Raw genomic sequence first — 23411 nt, 5'->3', positions numbered from 1 at the left:
ACCTCCATTATTGAGCATTTTCTTTATTGACAGGAGTACGAACAATATACTGATTGGCAGGTAAATTAATAGCAATTGGTTCTATCTTTCCTTGGTAAACTAAAGTTTGATAAACTAAAGCTGTAATCTCTCCTCTAGTTGCAGGTTTACTTGGGTTAAGAACTTTAGGATTTGGATAATTGACCACTATATTTGCTTTAGTTGCGGCTGCTACATCTCCAACTGCATATTGCGGAATATTATTGGCATCTGCGTAAGTGTTAGTAATAATAAATGACGCAGGACGAGCAGCCTGTCTATCAGTTGTTGGAGGAGATGCAGCTTGAGCTTTTGGTGTTAATAAAGGTTGCATCAAAGTAGTAAATGCAAACGGCATGAAAATACGCCTTTTTACAGGTTTTTGTGCGGTTTTTTGAGGAACTACTCTCTGCATGGCTGTGGGTACAGTAACTGCTGATGTACCAGTAATTAGATTCAGACCTTTATTTAAAGCAACTATAGCCTCAACCTTAGAAACCGATTGATTGGGACGAAAGTATCCACCAGGATAACCTGCCATAAATCCTTGTTGATATGCTTCTTCGATAGGACGACTAGCCCAATAGTTTGTAGGAATATCTTTATATACAGCACCACTTTGTATCTGGCGAATTGGTGGTTGATCAAAAGCTTTACGAATAATTGCTGCAAACTCATCTCGGTCTACTGGCTGTTCTGGTCGAAATGTACCATCAGGATATCCAGTTACAATATTTCTTGCAGCCAAACTTTGAATAAATGGCTGTGCCCAGTAATTAGGTTGAACATCACTAAAGGTAGTTGTAGGGGAAGATTGAGCAGATGTTTCTAATGCTCCAACTGCTAGTACTGTTAAATTTAAAGTTAGTAAAGATATACCTGCTGACACTAACTTAGTTAACTGTGTCATGATCCGTGCCCCCTCTTTTCTCAATTATTTATTATTTCTAATGCTTCAATAGTTATTAACAAATAGTGGAGATTTAGTGGAGAAGTTTCTTTTACAGCTTAAAATACTACTAAAGACTGACTATACTTATTACTTTAGGAATAGATAACGCAACAATAAAAATATTAAAAACGTCAATATTCTAATAAGGGCTTATATTAATAGAAGAATTTTATAGCAATCTTATTTTAGTTGTGAAAAATATAGATCAGGAAACGAACCGCATAGACGCAAAGGAGAGAAAGAAAAAAGAGAAATATAATTTTCACAAATGATTTAGGAATACTATAAATTTAAGTAATAAAATCTAAAGCTTGCTTTCAGAAGAAAAATATAGCGAAGTTCTCCACGGCTTTTCCACTATTTAGATTTAATCTAAGTCTCAAACGATAAATTAATGAAATTTTCCTTATATAACCTTTTTTGCTACCTTAAGTAGCAGTTATTTTACTATGTACCAATTTTACGGACAAAAATCAAGTGTTAATTGAGTATAAGATACATCTTTAAAAAAATCTTTCTTTGGGTAGTAGAGTTATTGTCTGAAAACGCAAGATGGTTAGCCGTAGGAGGGTAGAATGCGTCAACTCATTATCCAAGTACCACGGGGAAATGGAAAAGCTGTTATCGATATTGCCAAATCTCATAACGGCACAAATCTGGCTCGATTTGAAGGAAATGGAGAAGAACCGATTGATGTAGTGATTGTTCATGTTTCTAATGGAGAAGTTGGCAAAGTTCTGGAGAAGTTGCAAGACTTGCCCAAAGTACAAATTACGCTCATACCAACTGGTGTGATGACTCTGCAACCCCCTGCATCGGAAGCGCCGCAACAAGTTGTAGATGTGGAAGAACGCAGTCCGATTGAGATTTTTCTTTCTGGTTTGCAAAGTGTTGGCTCTTGGCGAGGTTTTCTTAGTTATGCAGCACTGGCAGGCTTTGTAGTCTGGATTGGCTTGTATACTAGTACAGCTTACTTGCTGGTGGCGGCAATGCTGATAGCACCGTTTGCAGGCCCGGCAATGAATACAGCGATCGCTACTGCATGGGGCGATCGCAAACTCCTGGGGCGGAGTATTTTACGATATTTTGCCGCTTTAGCAGTGACAATTGCCACTACTTGGCTACTTAGCTTGATATTACGGCAAGAAATTCCCACCAGTTTAATGGTAGAAAGTAGCCAAGTTTCAGCAGTGGCAGTGCTTTTGCCATTGGCAGCCGGAGCAGCAGGGGCGCTCAACTTGGTGCAGTCAGAACGGAGTAGTTTAGTATCTGGAGCAGCAACCGGGATGCTAGTTGCCGCTTCCTTAGCTCCACCTGCGGGAATTGTCGGTATGGCAAGTGCAATTGGCAGATGGGACATGGTAATTTCGGAGCTATTCTTACTATTTTTGCAACTATGCGGCATTAATTTTTCAGCAGCACTCTTGTTCCGAGTATTCGGGCTGTCTGCTCAAGGAACTCGCTATCAGCGTGGTAAAAAACGAGTATTCTTTTCTGCCTTGGTGATCACTGTCATCGCGTTGGCAGGTTTACTAACTTGGCAGTTTTCTCATTCTCCCAATTTACAACGCTCTAGCCTTGCCCAACGTGCTAACGCCCAAGTTCAGAAAACTGTGGAACAAGTTGGTTTAGCAAAATTAGTCGAGTCGAATGTGCGCTTTACACGATCCAATATTGAAGGGCAAAATACCCTGCTATCTGTTGTTTATGTGCAGCGTCAACCGGGAGTTACAGCGTCTAGTCAAGAAATACGCGATCGCCTCACCCAATCAATTCAAACCCAATTATTGAAACAGGACTTAAATGTGACACCTCTAGTTGATGTCAACGTGCTAGAAACACCTGCTAGTAAACAATAAGACCATTTATGAGTAGTTCAAAGTTTTCAGAAAAACAAGCCCTAGAAAAAGAACGTAATGAAGTCTTGCAACAGTTGGAAGATTGGCTAGAAATTCCAATGTTGGTGCTGGGCTTTGTATGGCTAGCACTCTTCATCATCGAGATCATCTGGGGATTAAACTCTTTACTGGAAGCCTTTAGCATCACTATTTGGATTATTTTTATATTAGATTTTTTACTTAAACTAGCGATCGCTCCTCATAAACCTGACTATATCAAAAGCAACTGGCTAACAGCTATTTCTTTGGTATTACCAGCGCTGCGTACTTTTCGGATTATACGGGTGTTACGGATACTAAGAACAGCACGGGCTGTGCGAGGACTACAACTGTTGCGAGTCATGACTCGTGCTAACCGAGGGATGCGGGTTTTAGGAGCAAGTATTAGCCGTCGAGGGTTTGGTTATGTTGTGGCGTTAACAATGATCGTTACTGTAGTAGGAGCAGCAGGGATGTATACATTTGAAAACGAAGTTCCTGTGGAATCAGGGCTGCACAGCTACAGCACTGCTTTTTGGTGGACAGCAATGCTAATGACAACGATGGGTTCTGACTATTCGCCCAAAACGCCCGAAGGACGGGTGCTTTGTTTTTTCTTAGCATTATATGCGTTTGCCGTGTTTGGTTATGTCACTGCAACTCTGGCGACGTTTTTTATTGGTCGTGATGCCGATGATGACGAAGCAGAGTTAGCTGGAGCGAAATCGATTCAAATGCTTCAGAGTGAAATCGCAGCATTGCGCGGGGAAATTCAAGAATTATTGCATCAAAATTCTGAGCGCTGACGTTAGCAAAAATTACTTAGCGAGGAAAGTTCATGAATGCAGAAATCTCGACAGCTTGGGATAAGGTTCAAAGCATGATAAATGGTTTCATAGCTTTGCTACCGAACATTCTATTAGGATTAATTGTCTTCATCTTCTTTTTGTTTATTGCTAGCAGAATTAAGGTACTAGTCAAGAGGTTAACTCGCAATCGCCGTTCTGCCCGAAATCTGGGACTAGTTCTAGGAAGGTTAGCCCAAGGGCTAACAATTTTAATTGGGTTGTTTATCGCCCTTTCCATTGTGATTCCTACATTTCGAGCGGGTGATTTGATACAACTTTTGGGAATTAGTGGTGTTGCAATTGGTTTTGCTTTCCGCGATATTTTACAAAATTTCTTAGCTGGAATTTTAATTCTGCTAACTGAACCTTTTCAAATTGATGACCAAATTGTTTTTAAAGGCTTTGAAGGAACTGTCGAAAATATCGAGACACGCGCGACAACTATTAGAACCTACGACGGTCGGCGGATTGTCATTCCTAACTCTGAGTTGTTTACCAATTCTGTGACTGTAAACACTGCCTTTGAAAATCGGCGATTAGAGTACGATATCGGCATTGGCTACGGCGATGACATTGACCGTGCCAAGCAGTTAATGCTAGACGCAATGCATAGTGTAAATGAAGTTTTAAAAGATCCGGCTCCTGATGTACTGGTAATGGAACTTGCTGAAAGCACTGTTAACATCCGTGTGCGTTGGTGGGTTCATCCACCACGACGCGCAGATAATCTTATTTCGCGGGATAAAGTGATTACTGCAATTAAGAAAACGCTCGTTGCAAACGGCATTGATTTGCCCTTCCCAACTCAACAAATTCTGTTCCACGACCAGACAGAAGAGACAGATGGAAACCGTTCCCGTCAGCGTGAAGGTTGGCCCGCAGGTAAAGGTGAAGTACCAAAGCCTCGCCGCATCAGCGATTCGCTCAGGTTACTTGCTCAAGCACGCTCCTCAGAAGATAACAACGGTAAAGTAGATTCTCAAACCAACGAACAATGAGAAATGTCAAGATAAGCAAACTGTGGGATCAGCTCCACTCAAGTTACTGGTTCATACCGGCGGTTATGGCGGTGGTAGCTACTGCTTTGGCTTTCACAATGCTTAATCTTGACCGTACAGACAAGGTAGAAATTGATTATTGGTGGGTTTACACTGGTGGAGCAGATGGAGCGCGATCGCTGTTAGGATCGGTTGCAGGTTCGATGATTAGCGTTGCTGCTACAGCCTTTTCAATTACAATTGTGGCCCTTCAGTTGGCTGCTTCCAATTTTGGACCGCGACTTCTGCGTAATTTTATGCAGGATACGGGTAATCAAATTGTACTAGGCACGTTTATTGGTACGTTCATCTACTGCTTGTTCGTACTGCGGACAATTCATGGAGAGGGAGATGGATACGAACAGTATGTGCCACAACTTTCAGTTACAGTCGGCACTTTCCTGGCAATTATTAGCATTAGTGTTTTGATTTATTTTATCCATCATGCTTCAACCATAATTCAGGCATCTCACGTAATCGAAAATGTTAGTGAGGATTTACATTCAGCAATTAAGCGGCTATTTCCAGAAAGAATTGGGCATGGTGAACCAGAACACAGACAAGGAATTGAAGAAATTCCCATGTCCTTTGAGAAAGAGGCTTTACCGATTCGAGCTAATAGCACTGGTTATTTACAAGCAATTGATGACGAAGAATTGATGGAAATTGCTTGTAAACATAATTTGCTAATACGCCTTAAGATTAGACCAGGAAAATTTCTAATTCAAGGTAGCGATTTAGCCTTGGTTTTTCCTGGGAAAAAAGTAAATAAAAAACTTACCAAACAAATCAATGATGCTTTTATTTTAGGCAAAGAACGTACAGAACAACAGGATATAGAGTTTCCAATTGATCAATTAGTAGAAATTGCTCTGCGTGCCATTTCCCCTGGAATAAACGATCCATTTACTGCAATTCGCTGTATTGATCGAATTAGCGCAGGACTGTGCCACTTAGTTCAAAGAGATTTCCCTTCGCCCTACCGCTACGATAAAAATAAAAAATTGCGCTTCATTGCTGAAGGAGTAAATTTTAAAGGATTGGTTGATCGTGCTTTTAACCAAATTCGGCAGTATGGAAAGTCGGATGCAGGAGTAATTATTCGTTTGTTAGAAGCTATAGCTGCTATTGCCACTTACACCAATAATTCTAAATATCAAGCAAGCCTGCGCCATCATGCTGACATGATTTTACAAGATAGCCGTGAAGGACTATCACAAGAACAAGACCGCAAAGATGTAGAAGAGAGTTATTATCAGGTCATTAAAAATTTAAATAATGATGACACTAATAAAGATTGGGATTAAATATAAAAATTGCATTTTAAATTAATATTTTTGAGGTAATAATTATGAAAATTCTGAATTGGAAAGGTTATCGAATTATCGCATGGATAGGACAGGCTGTACTAACAACTTTTGTAATAGCCGCAGCAGTTCAAGGTAAATGGTCAAATGCCTTGGGGCTTGCATTATTTCTTGTTATATCCTTTGTGTTTGTCATCCGAGATGATAAATTACCCACTTTATTTGATTTTTTGTTTGTCTTGGCTGCATTGCTCAATGCTACTGGTTGGGTATGGAATTTATTTGGTATGCCAGGACCCTATGACGAAATTGTTCATGCTTATACGACTTCTGCAATTACCCTAGCACTTAGTTTTTTAGTCTATGGTTCAATGTTGAATATATTTCGGAATCATACACTTTTGTATTTAGTGACAATTACTAGTTTTGGAATTGCTATTGGTGCTTTGTGGGAAGTCACGGAATGGTCTGCTGGTAAAATTCTCAGTACTCAAGTAATTGAAAGCTTGGATGACACCATTATTGATTTAGTTATGGACACTCTTGGTGCTGGATTAGCAGCTTTAATTAGCCTTTGGGCGTTGCGAGATTGGACAAGTCGTAATGCAGAGGCAAATCATTCGTAAACTGAAACATACATTTAAACTACATAATATTTAATATTTGAAATAACTATGAATAGATCAAAAAAATCTTTGTTGGTTCGGAAACCAAAAACTCATCTGCTACTACCTTTTATCGGGATAACGGCAGGATTTTTAAGTAGCTGTTCAACAGATTTTTCTGGAAAAGTTCCTCCTTCAATTCTTCCTTCTCCGACAGTTAAGGAAACACAGAATCAAAGTTCGCGCCCTCTAACACCAACTGCTGAGGACAACAATTTTGTGGTTGAAGTTGTCGAAAAAGTAGAACCAGCTGTAGTTCAAATTAATACTTCCCGAACGATCAGAACCCAAGTGCCACAATTGCCAGATACATTAAATGACCCATTCTTTCGGCGCTTTTTTGGTGAAACTGGACCAACACAGCCTCAAGAACGAGTAGTGCGAGGCGTAGGCTCTGGTTTTGTTATCGATCCCAATGGGCGAATTCTCACCAATGCTCACGTTGTCAACGATGCGGATACGGTGACAGTATCATTTTCTGACGGTCGTACTGTTGAGGGCAAAGTGCTAGGACAAGATACGGTGAGCGATGTTGCAGTTGTGCAAATTCCTGGTCATAACTTACCAGCCGTAGAAATAGCAAATCCCGACACCGTAAAACCAGGACAATGGGCAGTTGCGATCGGTAATCCTTTAGGTTTACAACAAACGGTAACAGTAGGTGTTATAAGTGCGATCAATCGCTCCTTAAATCTTTCCACCAGGCCTAGTAGTTACATTCAAACCGACGCAGCAATTAACCCTGGAAATTCAGGCGGACCACTATTAAATGCTCGCGGTCAAGTCATAGGCGTTAACACTGCAATTATTCAAGGTGCTGAAGGTATCGGCTTTGCTATTCCTATAGATACAGCTCAACGAATTGCCCAGCAGTTGATTACTCAAGGTAAAGTTGAATATCCATACTTAGGCCTTCAGATGCTGACACTAACGCCAGAAGTCAAGCAAAGAATCAATAATTATCCAAACAGTAATGTCCGCATTGTAGCAGAGCAAGGAATTCTTATTATTCGCGTTATTCCTAATTCTCCTGCTGCCAGAATCGGATTGCGCCCAGGAGATGTTATTCAAACAATCAACAATCAACCCGTTACCACATCTGAAGGAGTTCAGCAGATTCTCGAAAAAAACGGCTTAAATAACTTACAAATCCAAGTCCTACGCAATGCACAAAACTTACAATTCACAGTACAACCTGAACCACTGCCATCCCCAAATAATATCCAGTCATAAGTTTGTCAGGTAGGTAATACCTACCTGACTTTTCAAATTTTTTCAACAGATGATTCAGACTTGCCATCTACCACAGCTAATACTTCTTGTTCTTGATTATCTTTTTTATTTTCTTGCCAGTTGTTGAGTACATCCTCTACTAAAACTTCTTTTATCCATGTTTGAAACACAATTACTAATGGAACAGCGAGAAATACACCTAAAAATCCGAAAAAGCTGCCAAAAAACACCACTGCTACCAAAGTAACTGCTGGCAGCAGAGATGCTTGGCTTTTCATCACTAAAGGAAGTATAACTAGGCTTTCAACCTGCTGAATTCCAAAGTACAAAGCTATAACAGCAGCGATTTTCCAAGGTTCTTCATTTAATGCTAGCAGTGCAGGCGGAATCACACTTAAGGTTGGCCCGACATTTGGGATAAATTCTAATAATCCTGCCAAAATAGCATTAACTAATGGCAATGGTATTCCCAAAATTAACAGTCCAACATAGCTCAATGTAGCAATGACCAGCATAGTCAGGAGCGTGCCTTTTATCCAGCCAGTCAACGAGACTGCACACTTATTTAGAATGTCATCAGCCCGCCGACGATAAAAGGCAGGAAATAGCATTATAAATCCTTGCCGATACGGCGAGGGATTGGCTAATAACATGATGGTAAGTGCGACAAAAAGCAGCAAACCTAAAATAATAGAAAGCGAGCTACTGACCAAGCTAAAAAAGTTATTCATTAACCGATTTAACCAATCTTGTAAACCTTGAGTCAGATACCTAAGTCCCCGAATATTTTCTAATAGTTGGTCAGGAATTAAATTTTGTAACCAGTTGTTCCACGATCGCAACCGTTCTAGTCCTGTAGGCATAATATTACCAAATTGTTGCAATTGATCAATAAGACGCGGCACAATAAGTGCAAAAAAACCGGCCAAAACCATCAATAAGAGAATAATTGATATGGCAACTGCAATTCCTCGCTTAATGCGAAATCTTTGGAAAAAGCTCACTAATTGATTTAGAACTGTAGCTAAAACTACCGCTGCAAATACCACCAAAAGTATTTGCCGAATTTGCCACAAAATGTAAAGAGATATAACAAGAGCGAGAAACCCAATTAATTGTCCGAATCGCACAAGCAGCCCCCAGTTTTTGTTATTTACAGCTATTTTTCTGAGTTTAATTACTTCAAAATAGCTGTATCACTATATTTAAAAAGCCACTAAAAGACTGATTTTTCAAGATCAACGATATATCCATCTTGCGACAGAATTTAGGTGTTTTATAAGAGACTAATCTGAAATAAGCAACCCTTGAAGGCTGTACTCATAAAAATGCAAAAACCACGCCCCAGTAATATGTTGATACGTGCCTTCATATTGATTTTTGTCAGTTTAGCTATCTTCGTAATTGGCTTAATATTCTTTAACTTGAAAAAACAATTTGAAGAAAGCCCTAGAAGTATTAAAGAGCCTGAACAGGGATTATTGAAGTAATACAGTAGGAACCTCAGCAGCTAAGACTTATCTAAGTAGTAAGGTTAGGAAATTTGCATTATGTATAAACCAATTAAGTTCATTTGTTGGGTAATGATAGGCATTTTATTTTTTTCGATGTCCGGCTTGCCTAGCTTGGCTAGAGATGTAAATGTACCCAAATTCCCGCTTTCAGAACCTCAACAGCAGCAACCAACTGAACCAAAGCAGCCTGTAATAACATCTCCTACTGCACCGGGATTAAGCAATCCCCAGGAATTTGAAGGCTTTGTAGACAAAATCATCAATGAAGAAATATCAAAGTCTCATGTTCCTGGCGTAGCTATTTCTGTGGTTAAAGATGGGAAACTATTTTTTGCTAAGGGCTATGGTTACGCGAACGTAGAAAAAAATATACCAGTTATCATAGATAAAACTTTGTTTCGCGTAGCTTCCATTTCCAAGTTATTTACAGCTACAGCAGCAATGCAGTTGTACGAGCAGGAAAAGCTTGATTTGGATGCTGATATTAATAAATATCTCACCAGTTTCCAGTTAGAAAATCCTTTTCCTGAACCAGCTAAAGTTGCCCAGTTGATGACACACACTGACGGTACGACGAAGCGGCGAATTGGTTTGGCAGCTCGTACCGCAGCACAAATGAAGCCATTGGGAGATTATCTAAGTAAGTATATGCCACCTGTTGTCTGGCAGCCCGGTAAACTCTACAGCTACTCCAGCCATAGCACAGCTTTGTTGGGATATTTGGTAGAAAAAGTTTCCGGTATTTCCTTTGTTGAATACATTGATAAAAACATTTTGCAGCCGTTGCAGATGGGTCGGAGTACATTTCTCCAGCCACCCCCACCGCCTTTAGCTGATGATTTGGCTATGGGTTATCAGTATCAAAATGGTCAGTTCAAAGCTGTGCCATATCTATATTTAAATATTGCTCCAGCTGCGTCTATGAGTACGACAGCTACAGATATGGCTAATTTTATGATTGCCCATCTACAATACGGTCGCTACAACAACTCCCGCATTTTGGAAGAAGATACTGTGCGGTTGATGCACAAACAGCATTTCACCCATCATCCTAAATTGCCAGGTACTGGCTACAGTTTCCGTGAACGTTTGGAAAACAATATTCGGGTGATTGGACATTTGGGAAGTTTACGGGGTTATTCTAGCTCCCTGACTTTAATGCCTGAGCAAAATATTGGCATTTTTATTGCTACTAATAGTTTTAGTGGGGTGGCTGGCAAATTCCTAACTCAGTTTCTAGACCGCTATTTTCCTGTTACCAATAAATCTACACCTGTTAAACCTATTGCTCTTACCGAGGAGCAACTTAATCGCTTGACTGGTACTTACCGTGATTTGGAGTATCCCCGTGACACCTTTGCTAAGGTCACTGCACCGTTTAAACATATTAATATCAAAAAAGGCGAAAACGGTACTTTGACCATTAGTACCCCTAGTTTGTTCTTTTTAGGACATACTCCAAAGCATACATTAGTTCCTGTGGAACCACTGTTATTTAAGCGAGTTGAGGATGATGCGTTTACTGCTTTTGGGGAAGACAGCCGGGGGAATATTGCATTTGTCTTCAATCCATTGTGGTCTAAGATTGGAGCTTATGAGCGGATATCGTGGTATGAAACTATTTGGCTACAGTTAGGAATTGTTAGCTTTTGTGCAATTGTTTTTCTGTCAGCCTGTATTGTTGGGTTGATACGCCCTCTAATACGTCGCTTAAGAGGAAAGTCTTTTATAGGTGAGCAAAAATTTAGCAGTGCTTGGCTAGTAGCTGGTATTGTTGGTACTCTGAATTTATTGTTTTTGATTGGCTTGCCTTTGTCGCTGTGGCTTATAGGTGTATGGAAACTTGTGTATGGTGTACCTGGCATTGTAGTGGCATTACTTTGCCTACCATTGATAACTACCGTTCTAGCACTTGTATTAGCTGTGTTTACTGGATTAGCTTGGGTAAATCATACCTGGTCTTTTATTAAGCGATTACATTACTCTTTGATTACTTTAGCTGGATTGATTTTTATTCCCTTGTTAGCTTACTGGAATTTATTAGGGTTTCAATTTTAAGTACACCCGTAGGGGCACGGCATACCGTGCCGTGTCCCTACACCTTGCTATATAAGGATTACCTCTGCTGTTTTCCGTAGAGTTTAGCTAAGGGTACAGCAGTGCAACCGTGCAAAATTTTTTTTAAGTTGATGAGCCCCTCATTCATGCAACAAAGCCGCGCAAAATCAATACTAAATATTAAATTCTAAATTCTAATTATCCTGCAACTCTTCAATTTCTAGTAAGCTCACAATTACTCCAGCAATGGGTATAGAAAGAAATACTCCTAATAAACCAGCTATTTGTGTCCCAACTAAAAGAGCAAAAAATACCACTAGGGGATTTAAGTGAACTGTACTTTGCATTATACGAGGCGCTATGAAATTATCTTGAATTTGTTGCAAAACTATGCAAGAAATTAATACTTTTATGCTAATAATCCAACTACTTTGTACCAAGATAATTAAAGAAACTAAGCTAATTCCTAATGTAGCTCCGATACCGGGAACCAAGTCAAAAACTCCCACAGTTATAGCTAGCAAAAACGGGAATGGGACATGAAAAACTGCAAAAACTAAAAAAGTGGCAATACTAAGAATTAATGAGATTAGTAATTGACCTCGTAAAAAACCGATGAAGTTTTTCTGGATAGCTGTTGCAAAGCGATCGCGTTGATTAGGAGGAATTATCTTAAGAATAAGTTCCCAGACTTTTTCTCCATCAGTCAGCATAAAAAAGGCAACTACAATAATAATGATAAATCCAACATAGCTTTCTAATAAATTTGGTAAAAAGCCTAAAATAATGTTCATGCCAGACACAACCCAGTTACGAATTTGTATTTCTATAGCCTCTAAATTTATTTCAATGTTTTGAGCAGCTAATGCGCTTTGTAATTGATTAATAGGATTGTTGACAGAACTAATAATTTGTAATATCAAACCTGCTAACTGTTGTAATTGCGTGGCCAATGTATTACCTATAAATACAAATAGAATAATGATTGTTAATAGACTGATAGCTATGACTGTACCCAAGGCAAAACCTCGCTTCAAAAACCGTTCTAGATAGCGCACAGGATAGCTAAGAATTAGTGCTAAGATTGTCGCAAAGGTAAATATAAAAACTACATTTTTGAAATACCAAAAAACTTTTATTAATACCCAACCACAAGCAGCAAATAGTAAGAAGCGAACTAGTGTATTCGTACTAAGCTTACTCCAAAAAAAATTTTTATTTGGCTGTTGTACAGGTTTATTCATATATTTGGTTATTTCTATTTATTAAAGCTATGTTTTTAACTAGTTATGTTCGCTTTATACGGTTTAATATACGAGTGATTAGTTGTAACTTTTCAGCAGTTTTGCTTAGACAATCATCAGCACCGATCGCAAATATTTGCTCAACAATATCTGCTGATAAATTATCAACCAAAAACATGACTGGTAAAAACTTCCAGTATGGATCGTTACGTACTACCTGACAAAGTTCAATGCCATTAATATGAGGCATTTCCACATCTAAAATTAGCAAATCTGGAGAAAATTCTGTCAGAGTATCCCAGAAGTAGCGTGGATCTTCAATAATTTTTAGAGTAAGTCCTAAAGCTTCTAAAGATTGTTGTATAACAGTTAATGTCTTTGGATCATCGTCTACAACCATGATTCTCGCTTTAGTAATACGAGTTTGCTGTAAAACTTGGGCCACTGACTCCAAAATTTCGTTAGGAGGCATGGATTTTTGCAAAAAAGCACGTCCGCCAGATCGTGCAACCTCTAAGCGTAGGCGAAGCCCGCCGCAGGCATCGCTAAAAGTATTTTGTTCTGTAAAAACTAACACTGGTATTTGTGGCATTAGCATTTCGCCCACCGTAAGCGATCGCTGGGATAATTCTCTTATTAATTTCAAGCTGTCTTTCTGAATATCAATATCAAGTAGCACCACATCGGGGTTTAAAGATGGGATTATACTTCTGGCGGCGGTGAGATTAGTAGCAACTTTAATTTGTAGTTCGTGATTCTCAGCCTCTTTTATCAATTCCTCAACTACTTGTTGATCATTGCTAATTACTAATAGTAGATTTTGGGTTTGTTCAACTGGGCTTTTTTCTAGCTCTCGTTGCAACTCCACCAAGAGTTTATCTAAATAAAAACATTTAGCTTGGCTAATAAATTTTTGATTTTGAAATAAATCTTCTATCTCATTAGCTAACAACGAGCCTTTAGGAAAGCCAAAACTACCCAATGAACCAGCTAACTTGTGAGCTTCTTGTTCTGCTTTTTGCCGCAATTGAGCGTCAAGTGTACTTTTTCTTAAAGCATCAGCTGCTAGTTTCAATACTGCAATACGCGAACCAACCTTAGCTTTGAAATTTTCCCGCTCTTGAGCAATGGCTGTTAGTAGAATTTGCTGCTGCTTTAAATCTATTTCCGGCTCATGTTTCGGGCAACTTTGCTCATGATCTAGAGCTTTTAAACGATAACCCATTCCATAGACAGTTTCTATAAAATCATAGTTAGCACCTGCTGCTTTTAGCTTTTGCCGTAAACTTTTGATATGAGATTTAATCGTATTTTCTTCAGGTGGATCTTTTTCAGCGCTCCAAAGTTGATCTACAATAGCACTCCGGCTAAAAATGCGCTGGTTGTTGCGTAAAAAAAGGTCTAAAAGGCTAAATTCTTTTGCTGTTAAATTTAGAGAAATGTCTGCATAAGTCACTTCACAAGTACTAGGATCAAGACGCAAGGCTCCCCATTCCAAAACTGGAGGCAAAGAAGTATTTCCCCGACGTAATAAAGCACGAATACGAGCTGATAACTCTTGAAAATCAAATGGTTTAACTACATAGTCATCTGCTCCAGCATCTAAACCGATAACTTTATCAGTTTTAGTATCTTTTGCTGTTAAAAGAAGAATTAGCATTTGATAACCTGACTGCCGTAATTGTCGGCAAAGACTTATGCCATCTAGCTTTGGTAGAACAATATCTAACAAAATCAGGTCATAGTTACAGACATTAACCAATTCCCAACCGACTTCACCATCAGCAGCAATATCAACCACATAATTTTGTTTGGTAAGATATGTTGCTACAGCTTGAGCAAGCAAATCATCGTCTTCAATCAATAGAATTCTCATGAAAATGTTTGCTTGTAGAAGCAACCCTGAGCGCTGTAATCAAATTTCTATAACTTAGGTTATGCCCTTTTAAATTTATTATGACATCTATCAAAAGCAAGGTTTTACAATACCTCTGCTAATCATCCTATTCCCGATGCTCAACACTTTGTCCTACTGATTTTAATTCTTCCCCATGCCCAAAAACTCCACTCAGTCTTGGGATGGAGTTTTTCATTCTTTGCGCGATCGCCATTTGCAACGTATCGCTATTCCTAATTACTCTAAATTAGTACAAAATTGCCTTCCAAAGACAATAGAAATCTAATACTTCCTTTTGACATAGCACTGCTACGTCTCTACAAGGATTTTAGTATTATGCAAAATCATTTTCATATATGGAATCAGCAACGCTTATATTTTTTACTGTACTCTTACACGCCGTTTGCTCACCAACCACAGCAGTAATGAACCAAAGCCAAAAATATTTACTACTGACAACACCAGTCCTCCCAGCACCGGAATCAAACCGATTAAAGTTAAAATCAGCACACCGATGAAAAATTGTTGAACGTGCCGCTCGACAGAAGGAGAAGCTCTTTGTCCAACCCAAAGAGCAACTCCGAGCGTTCCGAGTATCACTGTGATGGCAACTATTAAACCAAGCAAGGGTAACAATGGTATTCCAATTAAGCTTATTGCTAACAGAATTACTAGCAAAATTACAGCCAACAAACCGCCTAAACCCCATAACCCAGTTTGTAGGGGATATTGATTAATAGTTGCTGCCAAATTGAGCAGGAAATTGGGTCGCCAACGTAAGATTAGAACACCAATAATGGTTCCTATCAGTACGTTGAAAAGATGAAAACCAGTATTTAATAAATAGCGAAGGGCAAAACTGCTAGTTCCCCTTCTCCTACCATACATCCCCCATCTACCATTCTCGAAGACTGTGCCTGAAGCACCGCCAATAGTAGCTCCGGGAGATGTGATAATTTCTCCTCCCACCGCGTAAGCATCACCATCAACACGAGCGCCTTCTTCTAAAATCACATCTCCGTCGATCGCGATCGCAGTTTGGGTGACTCTTGCTCCCTCTTGAATCGTCACATCACCACCGATCGCATGGGCATTCTCCACAACCTGCCGAGGAGGAACTATCACATCACCTCCAAACTGAATAATATTACTGTTATCAATGTTGACATCAGTTTGTGCTAAAGTTGTTGAGATCAAAATCACACTCAGAGCTGCTATTAATGCCAAAATCAATGAGTTGATTTTTATACTTTTCATATCTCATCCCTCACTTTGTTGTGGAGTTTCAAGCACGCTAACATCAACTTTTTTGCAGTAGATTGCGATATTCATTGCAGAGTCTGCAAATACGGTAAACTAAAAGTTTTTTTACAACCCAGTAAAGTTGTAACCAACTCCGATCATCAGTCCTACATCCGTTTCATCTAAAAACGCCGCATTCACTCCTGCTGTTGCCGTGAGGTTAGTACTTAAAGGAACATCTACTCCACCAGATAAAAGCAAGCCAACGTCTGCATCATCGCTAGTTTCAATTGCTATGCCAGCTCCAAGGTATGGTGCTACAGCGAATGTATCTTCAAAAGCATCTGCTGTCCGAAAGTTAAAGTCATAGGTGAGAGGAACCAAAATAACCGGGTCGTCCTCAATCGCCACAGATGGACGTACAGATAAGGTACGCGTCAACCCAATTTTGCTGATCACCATAAAGCTACCTTCACCTATAGCTGAATCACCGCCTAAACCAATGTTGCCAGCAACTCCAATATAGCTGGAGCCACCACGGGTAGTTCGACCTGGATCAACATCTACTTGCGCCACCTCAGCAGAACTTTCAGAAGTAGGTTGTGTTGGCTGGGGAACCAAATCGGCTGCTGTTGTTGAAATTTTACCGGGAGTCGATACAGTTTGTGCTTGAGCAGATAATCCACTTGCAAGCATTGTGATTGTGGAGGAAATAAACAACGCAGAAAATCGCTGTAACCATGTACTATTCATTTTTCCAATTTCCAAATAATTTTGCATGAATAAATCAGGCATCGGAAAGCAAAAAACAATCTAATATGCAACCAAATTGCTGTTACTTTCCTAACTGATTCAAGCTGAACTCAGGCAACTTCATTAACTGTATGGATAACACCATTTATTGCCTGAATGATACTTTTGAAGTTATCTCCAAAAAGTGGAAAACTTGTGGATATGAACAATATTTGCAAAATTGCTCAGATTTTACCAGACATTTTACCTAAGCTGGCAACAACGGCAATTAACTCAGCTGCTCTAACTGGTTTGGCAATATGTAGCTGAAACCCTGCTGCTAATGCCTCCTTGTAATCTTCTACTCTGGCATACCCCGTCAGTGCAACAGCAGGAATCCGCCCACCTCGTTCTGCTTCAATTTCTCTGATTTTACGCATCAGCGCGTAGCCATCCTCGCCTGGCATCCCAATGTCGCTGATCAACACATGTGGATGTAATTCTTCTAGTGCCTCAAGTGCCTGTCTTGTAGAGCTAAAAGTACTAACTTTCGCTCCAGACTCTTCGAGTACTGCGGTAATCCACTGCCGCACATCTGCCTCGTCATCTACAACCAGTACTCGCAAGTTGGTAAGGGGATTGGGGGATGAGGGAGATGGGGGAGATGGGGGAGATGGGGGGGAAAGACTTTCTCCTCTGCTTTTTTCTAAAATTGGCAACTTGACTGTAAATGTTGCACCTTGCCCTATTCCTTGGCTTTGGGCTTGGATTGTACCACCATGCAGTTCTACCACATGACGGGCGATCGCTAGCCCTAAACCTAGTCCTTTATCTGACCGAGTATAACTACTATCTGCTTGGCAAAAGCGCTCAAATACATGAGGTAGAAAGTCAGCACTGATACCCTTACCCGTATCACTGACTTGGATTTGAACATAGTTAGGAATTGAGGGTTGGGAAAACTCTTTCCCACCCCCTACTCCCCACTCCCTATTCCCCACTTCCTTTGACAATCGCACCTTAACTCGTCCGTTATTGGGTGTAAATTTAATTGCATTGGTGAGTAGATTTAACACAACTTGTTGCAAGCGATCTGAATCACCCGAAATTTTTTCTATTGAAGTATCAAGTCTAGTTTCAATTTGAATAGTCTTAGCATCTGCCAGTGATTGTACAACCTCGATTGCGTCTGTAATTACTTCTACTAAATCTACCAAATCAATGGAGAGTGAAAGTTCTCCTCTAACAATACGCGAAATATCAAGTAAGTCTTCAATAAGTTGCATTTGCAAATTAGCATTGCGTTCAATTATCTCCATTGCAAGAGATACTTTAGCTTCATCTAACGCACCCGTTTGCAACATTCCAGCCCAACCGATAATTGCAGTCATGGGAGTACGTAATTCATGGGATACTATTGCTAAAAATTCGTCTTTGGAACGGTTTGCAGCTTCTGCTGCACTTTGTGCCGCTTCGCTAACAGCACGTGCGGCTTGTTCTCGTAGCAGCAGTTGCTCTTTTTCTTCTTCGACTTGTTTGCGCTCAGTAATATCTTGCATAATTTTAGAGAAGCCGCGCAGATTTCCATTTTCATCTCGTAAAGGTGTGATTACACAATGCGCCCAGAAAAATGTACCATCCTTACGGAGATGCCAACGATTTTCTTTAGAAAAACCCTCAATTATGGCTTTTGTTAATACTTGTTGTGGTTGTCCCTGCTTAATTGCTTCGGGTGAAAAAATTCGCTCAAAAGGTTGACCAATAATTTCTGCTTCTTGATAGCCTAAAATACGCTCGGCTCCAATGTTCCAACTGGTAAAGTTACCGTTTGGATCTAACATAAAAATTGCGTAATTAGTTACTCCTTCTATTAACAATCGATAACGTTCTTCACTTTGACGCAGACTGTCTTGAATTTGACGTAAACACTCGTAATTATCCTGGGCGGCTTGCGCGTTTTTCTGAGCTTGCGATCGCGCTTGGCGCAGTGCGGAGTTAAGTGAGCTGATCAACACTGCTACCAGCACAAACTGAACCAACCCTATTACACTGAACCCAGTAACAGCCAGAGAATAAAAAGGGGGCAAAAGGAAGTAGGCGCAGACTATAGCAGACAAAAAAGTTGCCAACAATCCTAGGTTGAAACCACCATACCAGGAACTAACCATGACAGCAGCTAAAAACAACGGATAAATGGAATTGAGCCTTTGTAGCTGCCATAGAAGCAGTGTCAGCAGTAAAGCTAGTAAAACCGTTAAGAATGCAATGCTATAGCCTTGTAGTTGCGTTCGCGTAGCGTCTCCGTAGGAAAGGCGGGGCGTTGGCGTTGGCGTTCGCGTCTCTGAAAGAGAAGCCTCTCGTTGGCGCAGCCTCTCCGATAGGAGAAGAGAAACCCATCGTGTTAATCTCCACATTTTCTGTTACTTCTGGTTATGCCATCTGTTTATTAAACTTCTACCCTAGTTTTCCACTTTCAAGTTTTACCATTAAAAATTAATCTTAGGAGGATGGTAGTTTTAAACAATGCCCTTCATTACATTGGAAGAATTAAAGCACTAAGTAATAATAATTTAAAACAGGAAGATAATAACGATGACCTCTAAGCAAATCTTAGTTATTGATGATGATGATGACATCCGTCAATTGATTCAGACTTGTCTAGAAATAATGGGAGGCTGGAAGGTATTGACTGCTACTTCAGGTAATCAAGGATTATTCTTAGCTCAGTCATCTCAACCCGATGCCATACTTTTGGACGTAATGATGCCTGATATGGATGGTTTAACAACTTTTCAAAAACTACAGGCTAATCAAACAACTAAACATATACCTGTGATTTTACTTACAGCAAGAGGACGCAATCATGACAAAAGTCTATTTAATAATCTAGGTGTCAGAGGTATAATCAGTAAACCATTTAATCCTCAGAAACTAGCTGTTCAAGTAGCAGCAGCCTTGAGCTAAAGTATATTACGAAATCTGATGTTTCCAGTTCAGCTATTCATGAATTAAACAATGCTATAGCAGTTCTAAATCATTTGTTAAATTTTGGATGCCAAAGATAGGATTACTGTAATATCTCTTATTTAGGGTAGATTTGCTTGAAAAAATAGTCTATCTATAGTTTTAGTAATCTCTCTCTTAAGTAGTAGTTTTCTAGAAAATACATATTCTCCACTAGTTTTCCACTTTTAATTCTTAATTTAGAACTTAACTAAATATTAGTTCTGGATTTCAGATAAATTATCTCCTAGCAAAAAAAGCTAATATTTCAATCAAAACCAAAAAATAGATAAACTAGTTGATGAGTTTTATTGTATAGCAAAGATGAAATAAAACTCCAATTTCTTAGATTTACTTAACTCATTTATTTAAGGGGTATATATTGATTATGATAAATAATTTAGAATCACTTTCACATCCACCAAGCAAACAAAAATTTGCTGCTACATTGCTTTTAGTGAGTCGAATTAGTTTTTGGGTACAATTAGTACTTGGTGGTATTTCTGGTATTGCTGTATTGTTGGCGTGTTTTAGCCGTAACGTGACGACAAGCAGTTCAGGTATAGGCTTTGGGATATTTTTGGCTATTGTTAGTATTTTATTGTTGTGCTTTCGAGTCTATTGGGCTTTCCGTTATCGAAAAATGGCTAAACTTTTACAAACGCCAAATTCTCAAAACCATCCCAAGAAGGAAGACGTAATTCAAAATTTACGAATTGGATTGCTCGTGAGTTTGGTAGGGTTATTAATAGCTTTTATTGCTTCTGAAGTGACCGTTGTAATCGTATTAAGTAAAGCAGTAGCACAACCTCAAGGTGTCGCATTGTATCAACCAGAAAATGTAATTCGTTCCTTAGATATTTTTGTAATTTTAGCAAATATCAATGTGATTGGCGCTCACTTTTTTGGAGGGATTACTTCTCTTGGTCTACTCTATTGGTTAGAAGAATAATAGATGCATGTAGCAGTATTGATTTGATTTTGCCAAGTATTACTCTAGAAGTACTAACCTATATCTAAAGTATTATTTGCTAGATGTATTACAATTCTGCTCTACTTTTCCACCATTGGGATCTAACCTAAAAATACAGACGGTCTGTTTTCATTCTCCTCTTTTGGTTGAGCAGCTCAACTTTCCCTAAACCTAAAAAATTATTGCAATAAAAGTAAGGGGCTAACTATAAAGTATTCTCTAATTTTTCACTAGATGTCATTATTTGAATTTTCAAATAACAAGCAAAAATGAAACTGTCAGGAGGTAGTTATGTACAAGCTAAATCGTTCTTCTTTAAAAGAAGTTGGATTAGTAGGAACAATGTTTGGAAGTTTGCTAGTCGGGTTCTCTGCAATTACTCAATCAGCAGTAGCACAGCCGCGAATTTCCCAAATTAATCCTTGCCCTAGAATTTTCTACGAAGAACCACACCGTAATCGAGTTATGGTTCCAGCAGGATGTCCACCGAATGCTGCAACTTTAAGATTGGGAGGGCAACAGGGAACTACTGGTTCCCAGAGTATTATGGTTCCTGCTTATCCTATGAATGGAAGACGCACAAATGTTAATGTTATACAACCACCTGCTCCAGAAAGTCGGCAAAGTGCGATCGCAAATATCACACCAACAGCAGGTACAGTCAATGTGAAATTAAAAAATAACACTAACGCTGGTATCTCTTATCAAGCAATTGGTCACACCCAACCTCGATATCTGGCAGGTGGGCAAGAGTTTGTCCTACGAGACTTACCAACACCTATCAGTATTACTTTGGTACGTCAAGATGGCGGACTGCTAAAAGTTATGCCCATGTCTACCCCTGAAAGTGAAGGAACACTCGCTGTCTCGTTAGATGAAACAACCAATTTCGATAACAATCAAGGCGTATTGAGAATTCAAAAGGATGGCCAAGTCTTTTTGAATTAATTAATATGTCTCACCACATTAATTTTGAGAGCATTAAAACGCTTATTACAGCAACTCAAAATTTCTGTACTATGGCTGAGGTAAAACGTAGAGAGTTTTCTATAATCAGCCATCATCTGAACTTGATATTAGTTAACCCAACATGGAGAATTTGAAATGATCAACTTTATTAAAACTAAGCGGAGTTCTAAAGGAGCTATTGCTCTAGCAATCTCCACATTGCTGCTTGGAGCTTGTACCAATAACTTAGATCAACAGGCCGCAGTACCAGAAACCAATGTGACTACAGAAGAAGTTGCAGATAATACAAACCAACTAATTGGCAAAACTGTAACAATTAGAAGTACACCCGTCACAAAATTAGGACCTTCAACTTTCACAATTGCCGATAAGCAATTTTTTAATGCTCAACCAATTTTAGTTGTAAATGCTTCGGGTAAAACTTTTGTTCTGCCTACTGACCCAAATACACCAATTCAAGCGACAGGCCCAGTTCGTAAGTTTGTGATTGCAGATATTAATCGAGATTACAACTTGGGCTTAGATGTAAACTTGTACAAAGAGTACGAAACCCAACCCGCAATTATTGCTCAATCGCTTGCACTTGCTCCTAAACCAGGTGAACTTACCACAAACCCTAAACTATACTACGGAAAAACATTGGCGGTGACAGGTGAAGTGGAAAACATCAGAACTGCCAGTTCCTTCACCTTAGACGAAGACAAATTATTTGGTGGGCAAGACTTGTTAGTGATACGTGCTGGTACTCCAAAAGGAGTTGTCAATGAAGGTGAGAAAGTTGCAGTCACAGGTGTGTTACGTCCGTTTGTTGTAGCTGAACTAGAACGAGAATATGACCTGCAATGGGATTTAACTTTACAAAAGCAGCTAGAAGCAGAATATAGCAATAAACCTGTATTAGTTGCAACAGAGGTATATCCCTCAGCAATTCCAGAATAAAATATTCTATAGCTATCAGGAAAGCTTTACATGAATACCCGCAAGACAAATAACCATAAGGGCAATGAATGACAATTCCGAAAGAGGAGATTTCTTACAGGCACTAGGTCAAACAGGGGTATTAGTTTTCCTGGTAGTCATGGCTATGGTAGTGAGAAGTTGTAGTTTTTTCGAGGAAAAACCAACTATCACCAATACATCTGAAATTGCTGAAAATGCCGACGAATTTCTTGGTAACTCTGTGACAATTAAAAGCAGAGCAATTCAGCAAATTGGTTCGAGTTCATTCACGGTTAGTGATTCACGATTCTTTCGCGGTGAACCTCTTGTAGTCGTCAATGCTTCAGGTACGCCTTTTAATATACCACTTGACCGAAATATTAAAGTTCAAGTTACTGGTCAGGTTCGTAATTTGGTAATTCCTAAAATTGAGCAAGAGTTTAATCTCAATATGCAGGATGAATATTACAGAGATCACATCAATAAACCTGCAATTATTGCTCGATACCTTGTATTAGCGCCTCAACCTGGCCAAATAACACAACGTCCCGAAGAATATTATCGTCGTCAAGTTGTAGTTACGGGGGAAGTGGACAATATCCGCAGTCCGGTTTTACTAACGCTAGATGAAAACCAATGGCTTGGTGGGCAAGATTTGCTAGTTTTATTAAAAGCACCGCCCAAAGTAGCAATAAATCAGGATCAGACAGTATCGATAACTGGCGAAGTTCGTCCTTTTGTGATTGCTGAAATTGAGAAAGAATACAATTTCACCTGGGATCTAAATGTAAAAAGAGAGTTAGAGGTTGAGTACGGCAACAGACCTGTTTTAGTTGCTGATACTATATATCATCCTTCTTAGGAATTCTCAGTTTGTCATGGCCGTCTCAAATGCTGTACTTT

At 39.4% G+C, this 23411-nt stretch carries 20 protein-coding genes; 13 read left to right on the top strand and 7 right to left on the bottom strand.

What is annotated here, in order from left to right; all coding sequences use genetic code 11:
* Positions 1-7: 7 nt before the first annotated feature.
* Positions 8-928, bottom strand: coding sequence for an S-layer homology domain-containing protein (locus tag H6G96_RS19270; RefSeq protein ID WP_190912940.1), 921 nt, complete (start codon positions 926-928; stop codon positions 8-10).
* 617 nt (positions 929-1545) lie between these two features.
* On the opposite strand from H6G96_RS19270, the gene H6G96_RS19265 reads away from it, so the two are divergent.
* From H6G96_RS19265 to H6G96_RS19240, 6 genes are read left to right on the top strand one after another with little or no spacing between them, the layout of a single operon-like run.
* A complete protein-coding gene (locus H6G96_RS19265; protein WP_190912939.1) occupies positions 1546-2829 on the top strand; it encodes a DUF389 domain-containing protein in 1284 nt (427 codons plus the stop codon).
* Between the two features lie 8 nt (positions 2830-2837).
* The gene (locus tag H6G96_RS19260) at positions 2838-3653 is read left to right on the top strand and encodes an ion transporter (RefSeq protein WP_190912938.1); all 816 of its coding nucleotides are present in this window, start codon (positions 2838-2840) and stop codon (positions 3651-3653) included.
* Between the two features lie 32 nt (positions 3654-3685).
* The gene (locus H6G96_RS19255; protein ID WP_190912937.1) at positions 3686-4693 is read left to right on the top strand and encodes a mechanosensitive ion channel family protein; all 1008 of its coding nucleotides are present in this window, start codon (positions 3686-3688) and stop codon (positions 4691-4693) included.
* On the top strand, positions 4690-6039 hold the full coding sequence (locus H6G96_RS19250; RefSeq protein WP_190912936.1) for a DUF2254 domain-containing protein: 1350 nt from the start codon (positions 4690-4692) through the stop codon (positions 6037-6039). The genes H6G96_RS19255 and H6G96_RS19250 overlap by 4 nt, the downstream gene beginning before the upstream one ends.
* 44 nt (positions 6040-6083) lie before the next feature.
* On the top strand, positions 6084-6665 hold the full coding sequence (locus H6G96_RS19245; RefSeq protein WP_190912935.1) for a hypothetical protein: 582 nt from the start codon (positions 6084-6086) through the stop codon (positions 6663-6665).
* A gap of 48 nt (positions 6666-6713) precedes the next feature.
* Positions 6714-7937, top strand: a complete 1224-nt coding sequence (locus H6G96_RS19240; protein ID WP_190912934.1) for an HhoA/HhoB/HtrA family serine endopeptidase — start codon at positions 6714-6716, stop codon at positions 7935-7937.
* Positions 7938-7969: 32 nt separating this feature from the next.
* On the opposite strand, the gene H6G96_RS19235 is transcribed toward H6G96_RS19240, so the two are convergent.
* Positions 7970-9067: an AI-2E family transporter gene (locus H6G96_RS19235; RefSeq protein WP_190912933.1), complete on the bottom strand. Its 1098-nt coding sequence runs from the start codon at positions 9065-9067 to the stop codon at positions 7970-7972.
* Between the two features lie 420 nt (positions 9068-9487).
* Between H6G96_RS19235 and H6G96_RS19230 the strand changes: the two genes are divergently transcribed.
* Positions 9488-11509 carry a serine hydrolase gene (locus tag H6G96_RS19230; RefSeq protein ID WP_242063329.1) on the top strand — a complete coding sequence of 674 codons (2022 nt, stop codon included), beginning with the start codon at positions 9488-9490 and terminating at the stop codon, positions 11507-11509.
* A gap of 194 nt (positions 11510-11703) precedes the next feature.
* Here H6G96_RS19230 and H6G96_RS19225 read toward each other — a convergent pair whose 3' ends face one another.
* On the bottom strand, positions 11704-12753 hold the full coding sequence (locus H6G96_RS19225) for an AI-2E family transporter (protein ID WP_190912932.1): 1050 nt from the start codon (positions 12751-12753) through the stop codon (positions 11704-11706).
* Positions 12754-12796: 43 nt separating this feature from the next.
* A complete protein-coding gene (locus H6G96_RS19220) occupies positions 12797-14629 on the bottom strand; it encodes a response regulator (RefSeq protein ID WP_190912931.1) in 1833 nt (610 codons plus the stop codon).
* Between the two features lie 175 nt (positions 14630-14804).
* On the opposite strand from H6G96_RS19220, the gene H6G96_RS42420 reads away from it, so the two are divergent.
* Positions 14805-14936 (top strand): hypothetical protein, encoded by a 132-nt coding sequence (locus tag H6G96_RS42420; protein WP_277932937.1) that lies wholly within the window; start codon positions 14805-14807, stop codon positions 14934-14936.
* A gap of 95 nt (positions 14937-15031) precedes the next feature.
* Here H6G96_RS42420 and H6G96_RS19215 read toward each other — a convergent pair whose 3' ends face one another.
* The 3 genes from H6G96_RS19215 to H6G96_RS19205 all read right to left on the bottom strand — a co-directional run bounded on the left by H6G96_RS19215 (position 15032) and on the right by H6G96_RS19205 (position 19038).
* The gene (locus H6G96_RS19215; RefSeq protein ID WP_190912930.1) at positions 15032-15907 is read right to left on the bottom strand and encodes a hypothetical protein; all 876 of its coding nucleotides are present in this window, start codon (positions 15905-15907) and stop codon (positions 15032-15034) included.
* Between the two features lie 111 nt (positions 15908-16018).
* Positions 16019-16645 carry a hypothetical protein gene (locus tag H6G96_RS19210; protein WP_190912929.1) on the bottom strand — a complete coding sequence of 209 codons (627 nt, stop codon included), beginning with the start codon at positions 16643-16645 and terminating at the stop codon, positions 16019-16021.
* Between the two features lie 224 nt (positions 16646-16869).
* Positions 16870-19038 carry an ATP-binding protein gene (locus tag H6G96_RS19205; protein WP_190912928.1) on the bottom strand — a complete coding sequence of 723 codons (2169 nt, stop codon included), beginning with the start codon at positions 19036-19038 and terminating at the stop codon, positions 16870-16872.
* 178 nt (positions 19039-19216) lie between these two features.
* Here H6G96_RS19205 and H6G96_RS19200 point away from each other — a divergent pair, with 178 nt between their 5' ends.
* The 5 genes from H6G96_RS19200 to H6G96_RS19180 all read left to right on the top strand — a co-directional run bounded on the left by H6G96_RS19200 (position 19217) and on the right by H6G96_RS19180 (position 23370).
* Positions 19217-19588 (top strand): response regulator, encoded by a 372-nt coding sequence (locus tag H6G96_RS19200; protein WP_190912927.1) that lies wholly within the window; start codon positions 19217-19219, stop codon positions 19586-19588.
* Positions 19589-20015: 427 nt separating this feature from the next.
* Positions 20016-20579: a DUF3611 family protein gene (locus tag H6G96_RS19195; protein WP_190912926.1), complete on the top strand. Its 564-nt coding sequence runs from the start codon at positions 20016-20018 to the stop codon at positions 20577-20579.
* Positions 20580-20891: 312 nt separating this feature from the next.
* The gene (locus tag H6G96_RS19190; RefSeq protein ID WP_190912925.1) at positions 20892-21548 is read left to right on the top strand and encodes a hypothetical protein; all 657 of its coding nucleotides are present in this window, start codon (positions 20892-20894) and stop codon (positions 21546-21548) included.
* Between the two features lie 156 nt (positions 21549-21704).
* Positions 21705-22508 carry a hypothetical protein gene (locus tag H6G96_RS19185; protein WP_190912924.1) on the top strand — a complete coding sequence of 268 codons (804 nt, stop codon included), beginning with the start codon at positions 21705-21707 and terminating at the stop codon, positions 22506-22508.
* Between the two features lie 64 nt (positions 22509-22572).
* Positions 22573-23370 (top strand): hypothetical protein, encoded by a 798-nt coding sequence (locus H6G96_RS19180; protein WP_190912923.1) that lies wholly within the window; start codon positions 22573-22575, stop codon positions 23368-23370.
* Positions 23371-23411 lie beyond the last annotated feature (41 nt).

It is taken from the genome of Nostoc sp. FACHB-892 (assembly GCF_014698795.1).
In the GTDB taxonomy this organism is placed as follows: Bacteria; Cyanobacteriota; Cyanobacteriia; order Cyanobacteriales; family Nostocaceae; genus Nostoc.
This window is presented reverse-complemented; position numbering and strand designations above follow the sequence as displayed.

Excerpts from the sequence above, each read along its gene's own strand:
- H6G96_RS19255 (WP_190912937.1), top strand. The coding sequence starts at position 3,686 with ATGAATGCAGAAATCTCGACAGCTTGGGATAAGGTTCAAAGCATGATA.
- H6G96_RS19190 (WP_190912925.1), top strand. The coding sequence starts at position 20,892 with ATGTACAAGCTAAATCGTTCTTCTTTAAAAGAAGTTGGATTAGTAGGA.
- H6G96_RS19270 (WP_190912940.1), bottom strand. The coding sequence starts at position 928 with ATGACACAGTTAACTAAGTTAGTGTCAGCAGGTATATCTTTACTAACT.
- H6G96_RS19195 (WP_190912926.1), top strand. The coding sequence starts at position 20,016 with ATGATAAATAATTTAGAATCACTTTCACATCCACCAAGCAAACAAAAA.
- H6G96_RS19220 (WP_190912931.1), bottom strand. The coding sequence starts at position 14,629 with ATGAGAATTCTATTGATTGAAGACGATGATTTGCTTGCTCAAGCTGTA.
- H6G96_RS19265 (WP_190912939.1), top strand. The coding sequence starts at position 1,546 with ATGCGTCAACTCATTATCCAAGTACCACGGGGAAATGGAAAAGCTGTT.
- H6G96_RS19200 (WP_190912927.1), top strand. The coding sequence starts at position 19,217 with ATGACCTCTAAGCAAATCTTAGTTATTGATGATGATGATGACATCCGT.
- H6G96_RS19210 (WP_190912929.1), bottom strand. The coding sequence starts at position 16,645 with ATGAATAGTACATGGTTACAGCGATTTTCTGCGTTGTTTATTTCCTCC.
- H6G96_RS19245 (WP_190912935.1), top strand. The coding sequence starts at position 6,084 with ATGAAAATTCTGAATTGGAAAGGTTATCGAATTATCGCATGGATAGGA.
- H6G96_RS19180 (WP_190912923.1), top strand. The coding sequence starts at position 22,573 with ATGAATGACAATTCCGAAAGAGGAGATTTCTTACAGGCACTAGGTCAA.
- H6G96_RS19240 (WP_190912934.1), top strand. The coding sequence starts at position 6,714 with ATGAATAGATCAAAAAAATCTTTGTTGGTTCGGAAACCAAAAACTCAT.
- H6G96_RS19225 (WP_190912932.1), bottom strand. The coding sequence starts at position 12,753 with ATGAATAAACCTGTACAACAGCCAAATAAAAATTTTTTTTGGAGTAAG.
- H6G96_RS19215 (WP_190912930.1), bottom strand. The coding sequence starts at position 15,907 with ATGAAAAGTATAAAAATCAACTCATTGATTTTGGCATTAATAGCAGCT.
- H6G96_RS19185 (WP_190912924.1), top strand. The coding sequence starts at position 21,705 with ATGATCAACTTTATTAAAACTAAGCGGAGTTCTAAAGGAGCTATTGCT.
- H6G96_RS19250 (WP_190912936.1), top strand. The coding sequence starts at position 4,690 with ATGAGAAATGTCAAGATAAGCAAACTGTGGGATCAGCTCCACTCAAGT.
- H6G96_RS42420 (WP_277932937.1), top strand. The coding sequence starts at position 14,805 with ATGCCCAAAAACTCCACTCAGTCTTGGGATGGAGTTTTTCATTCTTTG.
- H6G96_RS19230 (WP_242063329.1), top strand. The coding sequence starts at position 9,488 with ATGTATAAACCAATTAAGTTCATTTGTTGGGTAATGATAGGCATTTTA.
- H6G96_RS19260 (WP_190912938.1), top strand. The coding sequence starts at position 2,838 with ATGAGTAGTTCAAAGTTTTCAGAAAAACAAGCCCTAGAAAAAGAACGT.
- H6G96_RS19205 (WP_190912928.1), bottom strand. The coding sequence starts at position 19,038 with ATGTGGAGATTAACACGATGGGTTTCTCTTCTCCTATCGGAGAGGCTG.